Annotated in this window: 11 protein-coding genes; 8 read left to right on the top strand and 3 right to left on the bottom strand. The window is 70.2% G+C overall.

Features of this window, described 5'->3' with window-relative positions:
* Position 1: 1 nt before the first annotated feature.
* Together ACFE87_RS05860 and ACFE87_RS05855 are read right to left on the bottom strand one after the other, a co-directional pair.
* On the bottom strand, positions 2-193 hold the full coding sequence (locus tag ACFE87_RS05860; RefSeq protein ID WP_375458680.1) for a CsbD family protein: 192 nt from the start codon (positions 191-193) through the stop codon (positions 2-4).
* 113 nt (positions 194-306) lie between these two features.
* Complete coding sequence (locus ACFE87_RS05855; RefSeq protein WP_375458679.1) at positions 307-2,586, bottom strand: NADP-dependent malic enzyme; 2,280 nt, start codon at positions 2,584-2,586, stop codon at positions 307-309.
* 336 nt (positions 2,587-2,922) lie between these two features.
* On the opposite strand from ACFE87_RS05855, the gene ACFE87_RS05850 reads away from it, so the two are divergent.
* The 4 genes from ACFE87_RS05850 to ACFE87_RS05835 all read left to right on the top strand — a co-directional run bounded on the left by ACFE87_RS05850 (position 2,923) and on the right by ACFE87_RS05835 (position 7,405).
* Complete coding sequence (locus ACFE87_RS05850) at positions 2,923-3,333, top strand: hypothetical protein (RefSeq protein WP_375458678.1); 411 nt, start codon at positions 2,923-2,925, stop codon at positions 3,331-3,333.
* A 62-nt stretch (positions 3,334-3,395) separates the two neighbouring features.
* Positions 3,396-4,133 (top strand): hypothetical protein, encoded by a 738-nt coding sequence (locus ACFE87_RS05845; RefSeq protein ID WP_375458677.1) that lies wholly within the window; start codon positions 3,396-3,398, stop codon positions 4,131-4,133.
* Positions 4,134-4,352: 219 nt separating this feature from the next.
* Positions 4,353-7,103 carry a DNA mismatch repair protein MutS gene (mutS, locus tag ACFE87_RS05840; RefSeq protein ID WP_375458676.1) on the top strand — a complete coding sequence of 917 codons (2,751 nt, stop codon included), beginning with the start codon at positions 4,353-4,355 and terminating at the stop codon, positions 7,101-7,103.
* A gap of 62 nt (positions 7,104-7,165) precedes the next feature.
* Entirely contained in the window at positions 7,166-7,405 is a 240-nt protein-coding gene (locus ACFE87_RS05835) for a DUF2188 domain-containing protein (protein ID WP_375458675.1), read from the top strand.
* Between the two features lie 3 nt (positions 7,406-7,408).
* Here ACFE87_RS05835 and ACFE87_RS05830 read toward each other — a convergent pair whose 3' ends face one another.
* Positions 7,409-8,365, bottom strand: coding sequence for a ring-cleaving dioxygenase (locus ACFE87_RS05830; protein WP_375458674.1), 957 nt, complete (start codon positions 8,363-8,365; stop codon positions 7,409-7,411).
* A 95-nt stretch (positions 8,366-8,460) separates the two neighbouring features.
* Between ACFE87_RS05830 and ACFE87_RS05825 the strand changes: the two genes are divergently transcribed.
* From ACFE87_RS05825 to ACFE87_RS05810, 4 genes are all read left to right on the top strand, one after another.
* A complete protein-coding gene (locus ACFE87_RS05825) occupies positions 8,461-9,198 on the top strand; it encodes an SDR family NAD(P)-dependent oxidoreductase (protein ID WP_375458673.1) in 738 nt (245 codons plus the stop codon).
* Positions 9,199-9,303: 105 nt separating this feature from the next.
* The gene (locus tag ACFE87_RS05820) at positions 9,304-10,842 is read left to right on the top strand and encodes a YifB family Mg chelatase-like AAA ATPase (protein ID WP_375458672.1); all 1,539 of its coding nucleotides are present in this window, start codon (positions 9,304-9,306) and stop codon (positions 10,840-10,842) included.
* Between the two features lie 141 nt (positions 10,843-10,983).
* Positions 10,984-13,218, top strand: a complete 2,235-nt coding sequence (locus ACFE87_RS05815; protein ID WP_375458671.1) for an ATP-binding protein — start codon at positions 10,984-10,986, stop codon at positions 13,216-13,218.
* Positions 13,215-14,096 carry an HpcH/HpaI aldolase/citrate lyase family protein gene (locus ACFE87_RS05810; RefSeq protein ID WP_375458670.1) on the top strand — a complete coding sequence of 294 codons (882 nt, stop codon included), beginning with the start codon at positions 13,215-13,217 and terminating at the stop codon, positions 14,094-14,096. The genes ACFE87_RS05815 and ACFE87_RS05810 overlap by 4 nt, the downstream gene beginning before the upstream one ends.
* Positions 14,097-14,162 lie beyond the last annotated feature (66 nt).

Below are 14,162 nucleotides of genomic sequence, written 5' to 3'. Positions count from 1 at the left end.
CTCAGAGCTTCTTCGCCGCGTCCTTCACGGCGCCCTTGGCATCGCCCACCGTCTGCTGGGCTTCGCCCTTCACTTCCTGAGCCTTGCCTTCGGCCTGCATCTTGGTGTCGCCGACCAGCTTGCCGGCTCCCTGCTTGATGTTGCCGGCTGCCTCGTTGGCGAGGCCCGAGATCTTGTCGGTCGTGCTGCTCATGGTCGGATCCTTCCGGCGCAGCGGGCTGCTGCGTTGAAGGTCCAACTTCGGACGATGCCGCATGTTCCGCCCTTTAACATGCGGCGGACCGGCCCCGCGCGGCGCGGCCCCGCTCACCCGCCGATGTGATAGCTCGCGAGCGCGGCCATCCGGACGAGGTCCGTGTCGGTCGCGCCCAGCGCGACGATCTGGACCGGCTTGTCGAGCCCGACGATCAGCGGCCCGATCACCGTCGCGCCGCCGAGCTCCTGCAGCATCCGGGTCGAGATCGAGGCCGAGTGGAAGGCCGGCATGACGAGCACGTTCGCCGGGCCGGTGAGGCGGCAGAACGGATAGGCGGCCATGTGGTCGGGATTGAGCGCCACGTCGGCCGCCATGTCGCCGTCATATTCGAAATCGACCCGCATCGCGTCCAGGATCTTCACGGCCTCTCGTACGTGCCGGGAACGCTCGCCCTCGGGATGTCCGAAGGTCGAAAAGGCGAGCAGCGCGAGCCGCGGCTCCATGCCGAGCCGGCGCGCGACGCCCGCCGCCTCGACGGCGATCTCGGCCAAGGCCGCCGCGTCCGGCATCTCGGTGATGGCGGTGTCCGCCACCAATACCGTGCGGCCCCTGGTGAGGCAGAGCGAGACGCCGATGACCCGATGCCCGGGCTTCTGGTCGATCACGCGGCGCACATCGTCGAGCGCGACCGAGAAGTTGCGAGTGACGCCGGTCACCATCGCGTCGGCGTCGCCGAGTTCCACCATGGCGGCCGCGAAATGGTTGCGGTCCTGGTTGATGAGGCGCTGGCAGTCGCGGAACAGGAAGCCCTGCCGCTGAAGGCGGGAGTACAGGTATTGCGCATAGGCGCTGTTGCGGCGCGACAGGCGGGCATTGTGGATCTCGATCCCGGCCCGGTCGATGTCGATCCCGGCCGCTTCCGCCGCGCCCCGAACCGCGTCTTCGCGCCCGACCAGGATCGCGGTGCCGAGACCCTGGTTCACGAAACTCATGGCGGCCCGGATGACCTGCTCCTCCTCGCCCTCGGCGAAGACGACCCGCTTCGGGAATTTCCGCACCCGCTCGAAGACGCGGGCCAGGACCCCCGCGGTCGGGTCGCGGCGCGCCTGCAGCACCCCCTCGTAATTCTCCGGGACCGGTCGTCCCGCGACGCCGGTCTCGACGGCGGCATGCGCGACGGCGGGCGGGATCGTCGAGATCAGGCGCGGGTCGAAGGGCACTGGGATGATGTATTCGCGCCCGAACCGGGGCCGCGAGCCCTGGTAGGCGGCCGCGACCTCGTCCGGCACATCCTCGCGGGCCAGCGTCGCGAGCGCCTGCGCGGCCGCGATCTTCATCTCCATGTTGATCGTCGTCGCCCGCACGTCGAGCGCGCCCCGGAAGATGTAGGGGAAGCCCAGCACGTTGTTGATCTGGTTCGGATAATCGGACCGGCCCGTCGCCATGATGGCATCGCCCCGGATCAGCGCGACCTCCTCGGGCGTGATCTCGGGATCGGGATTGGCCATCGCGAAGATGATCGGGTTCGCGGCCATCGACCGGATCATGTCGGCCGTGAAGGCGCCCTTGGCGGAAAGCCCGAAGACCGCGTCCGCGCCCTCCATGGCGTCGGCGAGGCTGCGGGCGGAGGTCTCGACCGCGTGGCCCGACTTCCACTGGTTCATGCCCTCGGTCCGGCCGCGATAGACGACGCCCTTCGTGTCGCAGAGGATGACGTTGTTCGGCGAGAAGCCGATGGCCTTGAGAAGCTCGACCGAGGCGATGCCGGCCGCGCCCGCGCCGTTGATGACGAGCTTCGCCTCCTTCATGTCGCGGCCGGTGAGATGGAAGGCGTTGATGAGCCCTGCCGCCGCGATGATCGCCGTCCCGTGCTGGTCGTCGTGGAAGACCGGGATCGGCATCAGCTCCTTCAGCCGCTCCTCGATGATGAAGCATTCCGGGGCCTTGATGTCCTCGAGATTGATGCCGCCGAAACAGGGATGCAGGTAGCGGACGCAGTTGATGACCTCCTCGGCATCCTCGGTCGCGACCTCGATGTCGAAGGAATCGATGTCGGCGAAGCGTTTGAAGAGGACGGCCTTGCCCTCCATCACGGGTTTCGAGGCGAGCGCGCCCCGGTTGCCGAGGCCGAGGATCGCGGTGCCGTTCGAGACGACCGCGACCATGTTGCCCTTGGTCGTGTATTCGTAGGCGAGTGCCGGGTTCTCCGCGATCGCCAGGACCGGCACGGCGACGCCCGGTGAATACGCGAGGGACAAATCCCGCTGCGTCGCCATCGGCTTCGTGGCCACCACCTCCAGCTTCCCAGCCCGGCCCACCGCATGGAATTGAAGGGCCTCCTGGTCGGTGAAGGTCGGCCGCGTGCGGCGGATCGGGGTCTTGTCGTTCATGTGTTCGGGGCCTTTGTTTCCTCGAGCCCGACCCTAGGGAGCAGGATGCCTCCGCTCAAGGCATTCCTGGGCGCCGGTCGCGCCGACCGCTCGGGGACGACCTCCGGGCCTAGCGGGGGCCTGCACGACGGCGCGAGCCCTCGTCGACCGGTCGATCCGTGCGCGAGTAGACGGCTTATTTGACCCGGGACGGAACGTAACTCGGCAACGCTCGTTTGCCTGTTCGAGAGGCTGACTGCCTGTCGGATGGCCAATATTGTGGCAACTCGGCGTAATGGTCCCGAGATGCTGCGATTGTTCTTCCGTCGGCTCGGCCTTGATCAATGGGGAAATAGAATGCGCGCCTCTCTCTCGATTCTTGCTGCTTCGGTCATTCTGGCCGGCTCGGCGCTGGCTCAGACCACCACCATGCCGCCGGCCGGCAGCCCACCCGCCGGAACCCGTCCGGCTTCGCCCGGCACCGGCGGTCCGACCGGCTCGTCGAACCCGGCCGTCAGCACCGGCGGCAACGCGCCCTCGAGCGTGAACGCATCCGGGACCGCCGCCCTCGTGGCGATGACCGCTCTGGAAAAGGGCGCGAACAGCTTCACGGAAGGCCAAGTCAAGTCCCGCCTTGAAGGGGCCGGTTTCAGCAACGTCACGGATCTCGCCAAGGATGGCGACGGCATCTGGCGCGGCAAGGCGATGCGGGACGGCAAGAGCGTGTCGGTCGGCTTCGACTACAAGGGCAACATCGCGGCCGGCTGAGCCGAACAGCTCCGATCGAGGTCTGACATCTCTGCCGATCCGGCACATCAAAGGAATTTCCAATGACGACCAGAACAGTCACTGCCATGTTCGACCGCTACGCCGACGCGACCGCAGCGGTCACCCGGCTCGAGACGGCCGGCATCCCGCACGACAACATCAGCCTCGTTTCGAATGACGAGACCGAGCGGTCCCGCTTCGACACTGCGTCCGGCACGACCTCCGGCACGGGCGTCACGGGCCGGGACCATCCGTCGGCCGAGACGGGTACGGGGACCGGCGCCAGCGTCGGCACCGCGCTCGGCGCAGGCGCCGGGTTGCTGGCGGGCCTCGGGCTTCTCGCCATCCCGGGCCTCGGCCCGGTCGTGGCGGCGGGTTGGCTCGCCTCGACGCTGGTCGGTGCCGGTGTCGGCGCGGCCACGGGGGGCATCGTCGGCGCCTTGACGGGTGCCGGCATCGACGAAGCCGGCGCGCATTCCTACGCGGAAGGCATCCGGCGCGGCGGCACGCTCCTGACCGTACGGGCCGACGACGCGCATTATGCGAAGGTCGTCGACATCCTCGACGACGAGGGCACGGTCGACATGAACCAGCGTGAGGCCAGCTGGAAGTCGGAAGGCTGGACCGGACGGGACACCGGCACCGATTACGCGCCGGGCACGACCGGCTCCCTCTCGGGCGGCCCTGTCGGCGCTGCCGCCTCCACCACCACGGGCCTCGGCACCGGAGCGCCCCTCGCGGGCGAAGAGGTCGGCGGGATGCGGAGCGGTGGACGCACGCGCGTCTACCCGGCGGTCTGACGCTGAACGAAACCCGGCCCGGCACCTTGCCGGGTCGTACTCATACATGACATCCGGCCCGGCACGCTGCCGGGCCGGACTCGTGTCGGCCCCTACTCGGTCGCCAGCATGGTGTTCCAAACCAGCCGGTAGGATGCTCAGCTCCGCCGGGAGCACCTGGACCTCGAGTCTCGCCCCGCGCCGGATGCCTCGTGCCGGCTACTCTGATAACCGGAGAGGATGGAGAGCGGCGTCACCCCAGACCTGAGCGAGACCGGCGCATCGCCAAGCCGGCCCACGGCCGAGGCGGCACCGGCGCCCGCGACGCCCGCGGCGCCCGCGACGCCGATGATGGCGCAGTATATCGAGATCAAAGCCGCCAATCCGGGCTGTCTCCTGTTCTACCGGATGGGTGATTTCTACGAACTCTTCTTCGAGGATGCGGAGCTTGCGAGCCGGGCGCTCGGCATCGTGCTCACGAAACGCGGAAAGCATCTCGGCCAGGACATCCCGATGTGCGGGGTGCCGCTGGAACGGGGCGAGGACGCGCTCGCCCGCCTGATCGGCGCCGGCCACCGGGTGGCCGTGTGCGAGCAGACGGAGGATCCGGCGGAGGCCCGCAAGCGCGGCGGCAAGTCCGTGGTCCGCCGCGACGTGGTCCGGCTCGTCACGCCCGGCACGCTGACAGAGGAGCGCCTTCTCGACCCGGCCCGGCCGAACCTCCTCGCGGGGGTCGCGCGCCGGCGCATCTCGGACTCGGCCTGGTGCTACGGGGTCGCGAGCCTCGACCTCTCGACCGGCCGGTTCGCCGTTTCCGAGACGGATGGCGGTGGGCTCGCGGCCGAGCTCGCCCGGCTCGATCCGCGCGAGATCGTGCTGCCGGACACGATCCACGACGATCCCGACCTTAAGGCGCTCTGGCGCGAATGCCGGTCCGCGCTGACGCCCGTGGCCCGCGACGGCCTCGACCCGAACTCGGCCGAGCGCCGGCTGAAGGAGTTCTTTGGGGTCGCGACGCTCGACAGTTTCGGCACCTTCACCCGGGCCGAGATCGCGGCCGCAGGCTCCGCCCTCGCCTATGTGCTCCGCACGCAATATGGCAGCCGGCCCGCGCTCTCGCCGCCGACCCGCGAGGCGGGCGGGACGAAGCTCCTGATCGACCCGGCCACGCGCGCCAACCTCGAACTCGTCCGCACGCTCGGCGGCGAGCGCGCCGGGAGCCTGCTCCAGGCGATCGACCGGACCGTGACGGCGGGCGGGATCCGGCTCCTCGTCGAGCGCCTCTCCGGTCCGCTGACCGACATCGCGGCGATCCGGCAGCGTCACGACGCGGTCGCGCTCATGTTGGAGGCGAGCGATCTCCGGGCCGAATTGCGCCACATGCTGGGCGGCGTTCCGGATTTCACCCGGGCCCTCGCGCGGCTGACCCTCGGCCGCGGCGGACCGCGCGACCTTGCCTGCGTGCGCGACGGGCTCGCGGCTGCCGCGGCGGTCGCGACGGCGCTCGGCGCCTTGGGCGAGGCGCCGGCCGAGATCGAAGCGGCGACGGCCTCGCTACGCAGCCTCGACCCGGCTTTCGGCCAAGCCCTCACGGACGCGCTCGGGGACACGCTGCCGCTGAACCGCCGCGATGGCGGCTTCGTGCGGGAGGGTTTCGACGCGGCGCTCGACGAAGCCCGGACGCTCGCGCAGGATTCCCGCAGGGTCGTGGCCGCCCTGCAAACGCGCTACGCCGCCGAGACCGCCTGCCGGACGCTCCGGGTCAAGCACAACAACCAGATCGGCTATTTCATCGAGGTGCCGAGCGCGGCCGGCGAGGATTTCCTGCGTGGCGAGTTGCGGCAGACCTTCGTGCATCGCCAGTCGATGGCCGGAGCCATGCGGTTCACGACGCTGGAACTCGGCGAACTCGAGGCGAAGATCGCCTCCGCCGGCGAGCGCGCGCTCGCGATCGAACTCGGGCATTTCGAGCGCCTCGCGGCCGCCGCCACGGCCCACGCGCCCTCCATCGCGGCCGCGGCCGAGGCGCTCGCGACGCTGGACGTCACGGCCGCGCTCGCCGAACTCGCCGCCGCAGCCTCATGGTCCCGACCCGAGATCGGGACCGACCTCGCCTTCGCGATCGAGGGCGGCCGGCATCCGGTGGTCGAGGCGGCTTTGCGGGAGGGAGGCGCGCCCTTCATCGCCAACGATTGCCGGCTGGGGGATGGGGCGGGGCCGGGCCGCATCCTTCTCGTCACGGGCCCGAATATGGGCGGTAAGTCGACCTATCTGCGCCAGGCCGCGCTGATCGCGATCCTGGCCCAGATCGGCGCCTACGTGCCGGCCCGCTCGGCCCGGATCGGGATCGTCGACCGGCTGTTCTCGCGCGTCGGCGCGGCGGACGACCTCGCCCGCGGTCGCTCGACCTTCATGGTCGAGATGGTCGAGACGGCCGCGATCCTGAACCAGGCGACCGAGCGCTCGCTGGTCATCCTCGACGAAATCGGACGCGGCACCGCGACCTTCGACGGGCTGTCGATCGCCTGGGCGGCGATCGAGCATCTGCACGAGCAAAACCGCTGCCGCGCGCTCTTCGCCACGCATTACCACGAGCTGACGGCGCTCGCCGACCGGCTCCCCCGCCTCTCGAACGCGACCTTGCGGGTGACGGAATGGGAGGGCGACGTCGTCTTCCTGCACGAGGTCGTGCCGGGCGCCGCCGACCGGAGCTACGGCCTCCAGGTCGCCCGCCTCGCGGGCCTGCCTCCCGCCGTGGTGGCGCGCGCGAAGGTGATCCTGACCGAGCTCGAACGCAGCGACCGCGAGCGCCCGAAAGCCGCGCTCCTCGACGACCTGCCCCTCTTCGCGGCCGCGCGCCCGGCCACGAACCCGCCCGCTTCGCCCCCGCCTCCCGACCCGCTCCGGGAGACGCTGGCCGCGATCGACCCCGACGAACTCACGCCCCGCCAGGCTCTTGAGGCGCTGTACCGATTGAAGCGCGACGCCTGACCGCCAGACCGGAACCGGCGTCCCCGCCCATCGTTCAGACCGCGCAACCCGGGAGGATCGCCATGACGGACGTGACATACAAGGTCGTCGAGCATGACGGCGGTTGGGCCTACAAGCTCGGCGACGTGTTTTCCGAGACCTTCCCGAGCCACGACGCGGCGCGGGCGGCGGCGGACCGTGTCGCGCAGGAGCAGCGTGCGCCCGGCGAGACGGAGGCGATCCAGTACCAGGACGAAAAGGGCCGGTGGCACGATGAGACGGCGCCGGGCAGCGATCGGCCCTCGACCGACGTGGTCGGCTGACCCCTACGGGATCGTCGCGAGCGGCTTCAGGCCCCGTTCGATCTCGGCCCGACGGGGTTCGAGGAAGGGCGGCAACGCGAGCCGCTCGCCCAGCGTCTCCTTGGGCTCGTCGGCCGCGAAGCCTGGGCCGTCGGTCGCGATCTCGAACAGGATGCCGTTCGGCTCCCGGAAATAAAGGCTCCGGAAGTAGAAGCGGTCCACCGGCCCGCTCGACGGCACCCGGTTCCGGACGGATTTGAGCCGGTCCGCCCAGGCGCCGTAATCCTGATCCGGGATCCGGAAGGCAACGTGGTGCACGGCGCCGGCGCCCTGTTCCGCGACCGGCAGGCCCGGTTCGATCGCGACGTGGAGTTCCGCCGCGGGCCCGCCATCCCCTATCTCGTAGACGAGCGTCTTCGTGGCATCCGGACCGTCATAGTCGCGCACCTGCCGCATCCCCATCAGATCGCGCAGGACCATGTCGGTGGGGGCGCTTTTCGGCACGCTCATCGTGATCGGGCCGAGCCCTCGGATCTGGTGTTCGGCCGGCACGCTGCTCTTCGCCCAGGCATAGGCGTCACCCGCGCCGCCATCGTCGATGAGGGCGAGGCGCTGGCCTTCCGCATCCTCGAAGTCGAGCGTCAGCCGCCCGTCGCGCTCGTGGATGGCGCCGTGCCGGACCTCCTCGGATGCGAGCCTCTCGGCCCACCAGCGCAGGCTCGCCTCGCCCGCGACCCGGAGCCCCGTCCGGGTGATGCTGTGGGTGCCGCGCCGCTCCGGCCTGACCCGGAAGTCGAAGAAGGTGAGGTCCGAACCGGGCGAGGCCTCTCCATCCGCGTAGAACAGATGGTAGGCCGAGACGTCGTCCTGGTTCACGGTCTTCTTCACGAGCCGCATCCCGAGCGTGCCGGTATAGAAGCCGTGATTGTCGGCGGGCCTGGCCGTGATCGCGGTGAGGTGATGAATGCCGGTGAGTTGCATGGGATAGATCCTCTCTCGCCGTCATGTCGGATTTCGCCCGTCCCGGGCAATGATCGTCGGTGCAAAGGCGGGCTTGCAGAGATGCCTTCGCCTCCATGACCCTCAGCATCGTTCCGCCGTCCTGTGCCGTGGTGGTCGGTGCCTCCGGGGGCATCGGGCGGGCCTTGGTCTCCCATCTCGTCCGGAAGGCTGGATTCGAGGTGGTCCATGTCCTGTCGAGGAGCGGCACCGATCTCGGGCCCGGCACCCGAGCCGGCACGCTCGACATCACGAACGAGGCCAGCATCGCGGCGACCGCCGCCCGGATTGGCGCGGCGGGCATTCCGGTCGGCCTCACGATCGTCGCGACGGGGCTCCTCCACGGGCCTGAGCTCCGTCCCGAAAAGGCATGGCGCGAGCTCGATGCCGACCGGCTCGCAGAGAGCTTCCGGGTCAACGCGATCGGGCCGGCGCTCGTGGCCAAGCACCTGCTGCCCCTCATGCCCCGTGGCGGCAAGGCCGTGTTCGCGGCGCTCTCGGCCCGGGTCGGGTCAATCGGGGACAACCGCCTGGGCGGCTGGTACGGGTACCGGGCCTCCAAGGCGGCGCTGAACCAGCTCATCCGCACGCTCGCCGTGGAACTCGCGCGCAGCCGGCCGGACGCGATCTGCATCGGGCTTCATCCGGGCACGGTCGATACCGGGCTGAGCCGTCCATTTCAGGCGGGCGTTCCGGCCGAGCATTTGTTCACCCCGGACGATGCCGCCGACCGGCTGCTCGAGGTGATCGAGGCCGCGACGCCCCGGGACAGCGGTGCCGTTCTGGCCTGGGATGGCTCCACCGTCTCTCCGTGACGCCTCCAATCCAGCACGAATTCGCCTGCTCTCCTCGTTCACGGCTTGTTCTTGACGGGCCCGGTCCCGCGCGACACTCTGGCGTGCGGCTGCCGGAACCCCCTCATGGTCACACGCGTCTCAACCGTCGCCTTCGAGGGAATCGAGGGGCGCGAGGTCGACGTTCAGGTGCAGATCTCGGCCGGCAATGTGGCCTTCGTGCTCGTGGGCCTGCCGGACAAGGCCGTGGGCGAGTCGAAGGAGCGGGTGCGGGCGGCGCTGCTCGCCTCGGGCCTCGCCCTGCCGGCGAAGCGCATCACCGTGAACCTCGCGCCGGCCGACCTTCCGAAGGAGGGCTCGCATTACGACTTGCCGATCGCGCTCGGCATCATGGCGGCGATCGGGGCGATCCCGTCGGACGCGCTCGCGGGCTACACGGTGCTGGGCGAACTTGCGCTCGACGGATCGATCACGGCGGTGGCGGGCGTCCTCCCGGCCGCGATCGCCGCCAATGGCCGGGGTCATGGGCTGATCTGCCCGGCCGCCTGCGGCCCCGAGGCCGCCTGGGCCTCGCGCGACGCCGACATCCTGGCGCCGCGCTCGCTCATCCAGCTCGCGAACCACTTCAAGGGCGACCAGGTGCTCGCCCGTCCCGAACCAGCCGTGGCGCCGGCCTCGGGCCCGCTGCCGGACCTGCGCGACATCCGCGGACAGGAAAGCGCCAAGCGCACGCTCGAGATCGCGGCGGCCGGCGGCCACAACCTCCTGATGTCGGGGCCGCCGGGAGCCGGGAAGTCGATGCTGGCTGCCCGGCTGCCCTCGATCCTGCCGCCGCTCCGCCCGCAGGAGCTCCTCGAAATCTCGATGGTGCAATCCGTCGCCGGCCTGCTGGCGAATGGGGCGCTGTCGAGCCGGCGGCCGTTCCGGGCGCCGCACCATTCCGCCTCGATGGCGGCGCTCGTCGGCGGCGGCATCAATGCGAAGCCGGGCGAGATCTCGCTCGCCCATCACGGCGTGCTCTTCCTGGACGAGCTGCCCGAGTTCCAGCCCGGCGTCCTCGACGCGCTGCGGCAGCCGCTCGAGACCGGTTCGGTGATGATCGCGCGCGCCAACCACCGCACGACCTACCCGGCGCGGGTGCAGCTCGTGGCCGCCATGAACCCATGCCGGTGCGGCCACGCGACGGAGCCCGGCTATGCCTGCCGCCGCCAGCCGAACGACCGCTGCATGGCGCAATATGCCTCCCGCATCTCGGGCCCGCTTCTCGACCGCATCGATCTCGCGATCGAGGTCCCGGCCGTCACCGCCGCCGACCTGATCCTGCCACCGGCCTCGGAAGGCTCGACCGAGGTCGCGGCCCGGGTGGCCCGTGCGCGCGAGATCGGCGCACGGCGCTACCTCGCGCTCGGGCTCGATGGCGTCACCAGCAATGCCGCCTGCCCCGGCTCGGTCCTGGAGGAGGTCGCCAAGCCCGATGAGGACGGGATGCGGCTGATCCGTGAGGCCGCGGACGCGATGCGGCTCTCGGCCCGAGGCTTCCACCGAATCCTCAAGGTGGCCCGCACGCTGGCCGATCTCGACGGCGAGAGGCTGGTGCGGCGTATCCACCTGGCGGAGGCGATCTCCTACCGGTCGCATATCGATCGCCGGACGGTCGCGGCCTGACGCCGCTCCCAGCTCAGCTTCCCTGTTCGGCACAGGCCGGCTACGATTGTCGCTGAATTCAAGGAGGCAGGAGGTAAACCTCCTGGGGGGCAGATGGCGACGGACCTGATCGGGTCGCGCCGTCCCAGCGGTGGCAGCCCGATGACGGTCATCGGGACCTGGGTCGAGAGGTGGCGCACCAGCCGGCCGCTCCGGACGGTCCTGGCCGTCGGGACGGTCGTTTTCGGCCTCGTCCTTCTCGCCACCGTCCTGCTCGTGCTGGAGATGCGCGCGCGGGAGATGAAGGACGCCCGCCGCGGCCTCGCCAATCTGAACACCGTCCTGGCGGAAGCCGCCACTCGCACGTTGCAGAGCGTCGATCTCGTCCTCGGCAGCGTCCTCGACGAGCTCAAGGCCGAGGGCATCGAGACCCCTGACGATTTCCGCAGGCAGAAGTCCGACCGGCGCACCCACGACGCCCTGCGGGCCCGCGTCTCCGGGCTGCCGCAGCTCAACGCCATCAGCCTGGTCGGGGACGATGGCCGGGTCGTGAACTTCTCCCGCGCCTTTCCCGTCCCGCCGATCGACCTGGCGGACCGCGCGCATTTCAGCGCCCTGAAAACGGGGGCCGGCGCGGCGGAGAGCTTCGTCAGCGAGCCGGTGCAGAACCGGGGAACGGGCGACTGGACCGTCTATCTGGCCAGGCGGTTTTCGACCTCCACGGGCGCGCTGATCGGGATCGTCTATGGTGCGGTCGAGCTTCGCTACTTTCGGGACTTCTACGCCTCGCTCGATCTCGGACGGGGTGCGGCGCTCGCGCTCTGGCACCGGGACGGGACCCTGCTCGTCCGTCACCCGAGCTTGGACATCGGCAGCCGATCGGAAAAGCCGGCTTTCCGGACCGAGCAACCGCCGGGTGTACCGCTCGTCTTCGAAGTTGCGTCGGGGTCCGACGGGCAGGCCCGCATCGTCGCGAGCCGGTCCATTCCTGAATTTGCCGTGCTGGCGACGGCCTCCCGAACGCTCGGCAACATCCTTCGCGAGTGGCGTCGGCAGGCTCTCGTCGTCGGGCTCTCCGGCGCACTGGTCGCGTTGGCCGTCCTCTCCGTGATGATCGCGCTTGCCCGGCAATTCGCAGCGTATGAGGAGGTCGCCCAGGCCGTGAGGGAACGGGCCACGGCCGTGACGGGCCGGGAAGAGGTCGAGGCGCAGCTTCGCCAGTCTCAAAAGCTCGAAGCCATGGGCCAGCTCACCTCAGGCGTTGCGCATGACTTCAACAACCTGCTCACGGTCGTGATCGGCAATCTCGACCTCCTGTCCCGTCGCCTGCCGCCCGAGGCCGAGAAGCTGCGACGTCACGTGGAAGGCGCGCGAGGTGGAGCGGAGCGGGCCGCCGGCCTGACGCAGCGCCTCCTCGCCTTCTCGCGCCGGCAGGCGCTCGAACCGCAGGCCGTCGACGTGAATGCGCTCGTGCGCGGCATGGCCGATCTCTTCCGCCAGACGCTTGGCGAGAACAAGACCCTCACCTTCGACCTCGCCCCGGACGTCGATCGGACCTTCGCCGACCCGAACCAGCTCGAGGCGGCTCTCCTCAACCTCGTCGTCAACGCCCGGGATGCGATGCCGGGCGGCGGCACCGTGACGATCGAGACCCGCAACCAGGGCGGCGCGGGACCTCCGTCGAGAACCGACTTCGTGAGCATCGTGGTCGCCGATACCGGATCCGGCATGACGCCGGAGGTCGTTCGCCGCGCCTTCGAGCCCTTCTTCACGACGAAGCAGCCGGGCGTCGGAACCGGGCTCGGGCTCGCCCAGGTCTACGGCTTCGTCAAGCAATCCCTGGGCGATGTCGCGATCGACAGCCAAGAGGGGTCCGGCACCCGCATCAGCCTGTTCCTGCCCCGCATGCGTCCGCAGGCTGGCGCTGCTGGCGAGGCCGCAAACGCGGGAGCGGACCGGGAGCGTGTGGCCGGCGGCGAGGTCGTGCTCGTGGTCGACGATCACGAGCAGGTCCGCCGTACGAGTGCGGAGACGCTCCGGGACGACGGCTATGTCGTCCATGAGGCGGCCGACGGCGCGGCCGCGCTCCGGATCGTGGAAGACGAGCCGGTCGCCCTCCTGTTCACGGATATCGGCCTGCCCGGCCTCGACGGCCGCGCGCTCGCGGAGGCTGCGCGCCGCATTCGCCCGGGCATGGCGGTCCTGTTCATGACCGGCTACGGCTCCGACGATCCCCGGCCGGGGGGACGGCTCGATCCGGCTCTCCCGGTCATCACCAAGCCCTTCACGTCGGCGGCGCTCGCGGACAGGATCGGAGCCATGCTGGAGGCGGCGCGCGGCCCGGGCCCGTCCTCTTCCGTGCTGCCCCCGAGGGATCCGCCGAGGGATCCGCAATGACCGCCATGCGGCCACGCCGCAGCGTGCTCTACATGCCGGGCTCGAATGCGCGTGCGATCGAAAAAGCCAAAGCCCTGCCGGCCGACACCATCATTCTCGACCTCGAGGATTCGGTCGCGCCCGAGGCGAAGGCCGAAGCGCGCAATCAGGTCGCGACGGCCGTCCGGGCGGGCTGCTTCGGTGCCCGCGAGGTCGTGGTCCGGGTCAACGGACCGGATACGCCCTGGGCGGAGGACGATCTCGCCGCCGCGATCGCAGCGGGTCCGGACGCGATCCTCCTGCCGAAAGTGTCGGATCCGGGCGCGATCAGGGCTGCCGAGGCCAGGCTCACCGCCGCGGGCGCATCCGATCGCATTCGGCTCTGGGCGATGATCGAGACGCCGCTCGCCATCCTGCGGCTCGACGCCATCGCGGCCGCGGCGTCCGGGCCCGGAGCACGACTCGCCTGCCTCGTCCTCGGCACGAACGATCTTGCCAAGGACACCCGGGCCCGCATGGTGCCGGGCCGCTGGACCATGCTGCCGTGGCTTCTCACCGCGCTCGCGGCGGCCCGGGCCAACGGCCTCGACGCGATCGACGGTGTCTACAGCGACCTCTCCGATGCGGACGGATTCCGGGCCGAATGCGAACAGGGGCGCGATATCGGCTTCGACGGCAAGACGCTGATCCATCCGAACCAGATCGCAGCCGCAAACGAGGCCTTTGCCCCGTCCCCCGCGGAGATCGAGGCAGCGCGCGGGATCATCGCCGCCTTCGAGCGTCCCGAAAATGCCGGCCGCGGCGTCATCTCGCTCGACGGCCGGATGGTCGAGCGGCTGCATGCCGAGATGGCCGCCCGCACCGTTGCAGTCGCGGAGAGCATTGCAGGCCGCATGTGAGCCGTCGCGCCTGGCGGGTATCGGTCGCGGCCCGAATGTTGAAGGGTTAAGGCAGCCCGCTTGGCC

Origin of the sequence: uncultured Enterovirga sp., assembly GCF_964242715.1 — a bacterium.
In the GTDB taxonomy this organism is placed as follows: Bacteria; Pseudomonadota; Alphaproteobacteria; order Rhizobiales; family Beijerinckiaceae; genus Enterovirga.
This window is presented reverse-complemented; position numbering and strand designations above follow the sequence as displayed.

Bases quoted from the DNA above. Each gene is read 5' to 3' on its own strand.
- ACFE87_RS05860 (WP_375458680.1), bottom strand. From the start codon at position 193: ATGAGCAGCACGACCGACAAGATCTCGGGCCTCGCCAACGAGGCAGCC.
- ACFE87_RS05855 (WP_375458679.1), bottom strand. From the start codon at position 2,586: ATGAACGACAAGACCCCGATCCGCCGCACGCGGCCGACCTTCACCGAC.
- ACFE87_RS05850 (WP_375458678.1), top strand. From the start codon at position 2,923: ATGCGCGCCTCTCTCTCGATTCTTGCTGCTTCGGTCATTCTGGCCGGC.
- ACFE87_RS05845 (WP_375458677.1), top strand. From the start codon at position 3,396: ATGACGACCAGAACAGTCACTGCCATGTTCGACCGCTACGCCGACGCG.
- mutS (WP_375458676.1), top strand. From the start codon at position 4,353: ATGGAGAGCGGCGTCACCCCAGACCTGAGCGAGACCGGCGCATCGCCA.
- ACFE87_RS05835 (WP_375458675.1), top strand. From the start codon at position 7,166: ATGACGGACGTGACATACAAGGTCGTCGAGCATGACGGCGGTTGGGCC.
- ACFE87_RS05830 (WP_375458674.1), bottom strand. From the start codon at position 8,365: ATGCAACTCACCGGCATTCATCACCTCACCGCGATCACGGCCAGGCCC.
- ACFE87_RS05825 (WP_375458673.1), top strand. From the start codon at position 8,461: ATGACCCTCAGCATCGTTCCGCCGTCCTGTGCCGTGGTGGTCGGTGCC.
- ACFE87_RS05820 (WP_375458672.1), top strand. From the start codon at position 9,304: ATGGTCACACGCGTCTCAACCGTCGCCTTCGAGGGAATCGAGGGGCGC.
- ACFE87_RS05815 (WP_375458671.1), top strand. From the start codon at position 10,984: ATGACGGTCATCGGGACCTGGGTCGAGAGGTGGCGCACCAGCCGGCCG.
- ACFE87_RS05810 (WP_375458670.1), top strand. From the start codon at position 13,215: ATGACCGCCATGCGGCCACGCCGCAGCGTGCTCTACATGCCGGGCTCG.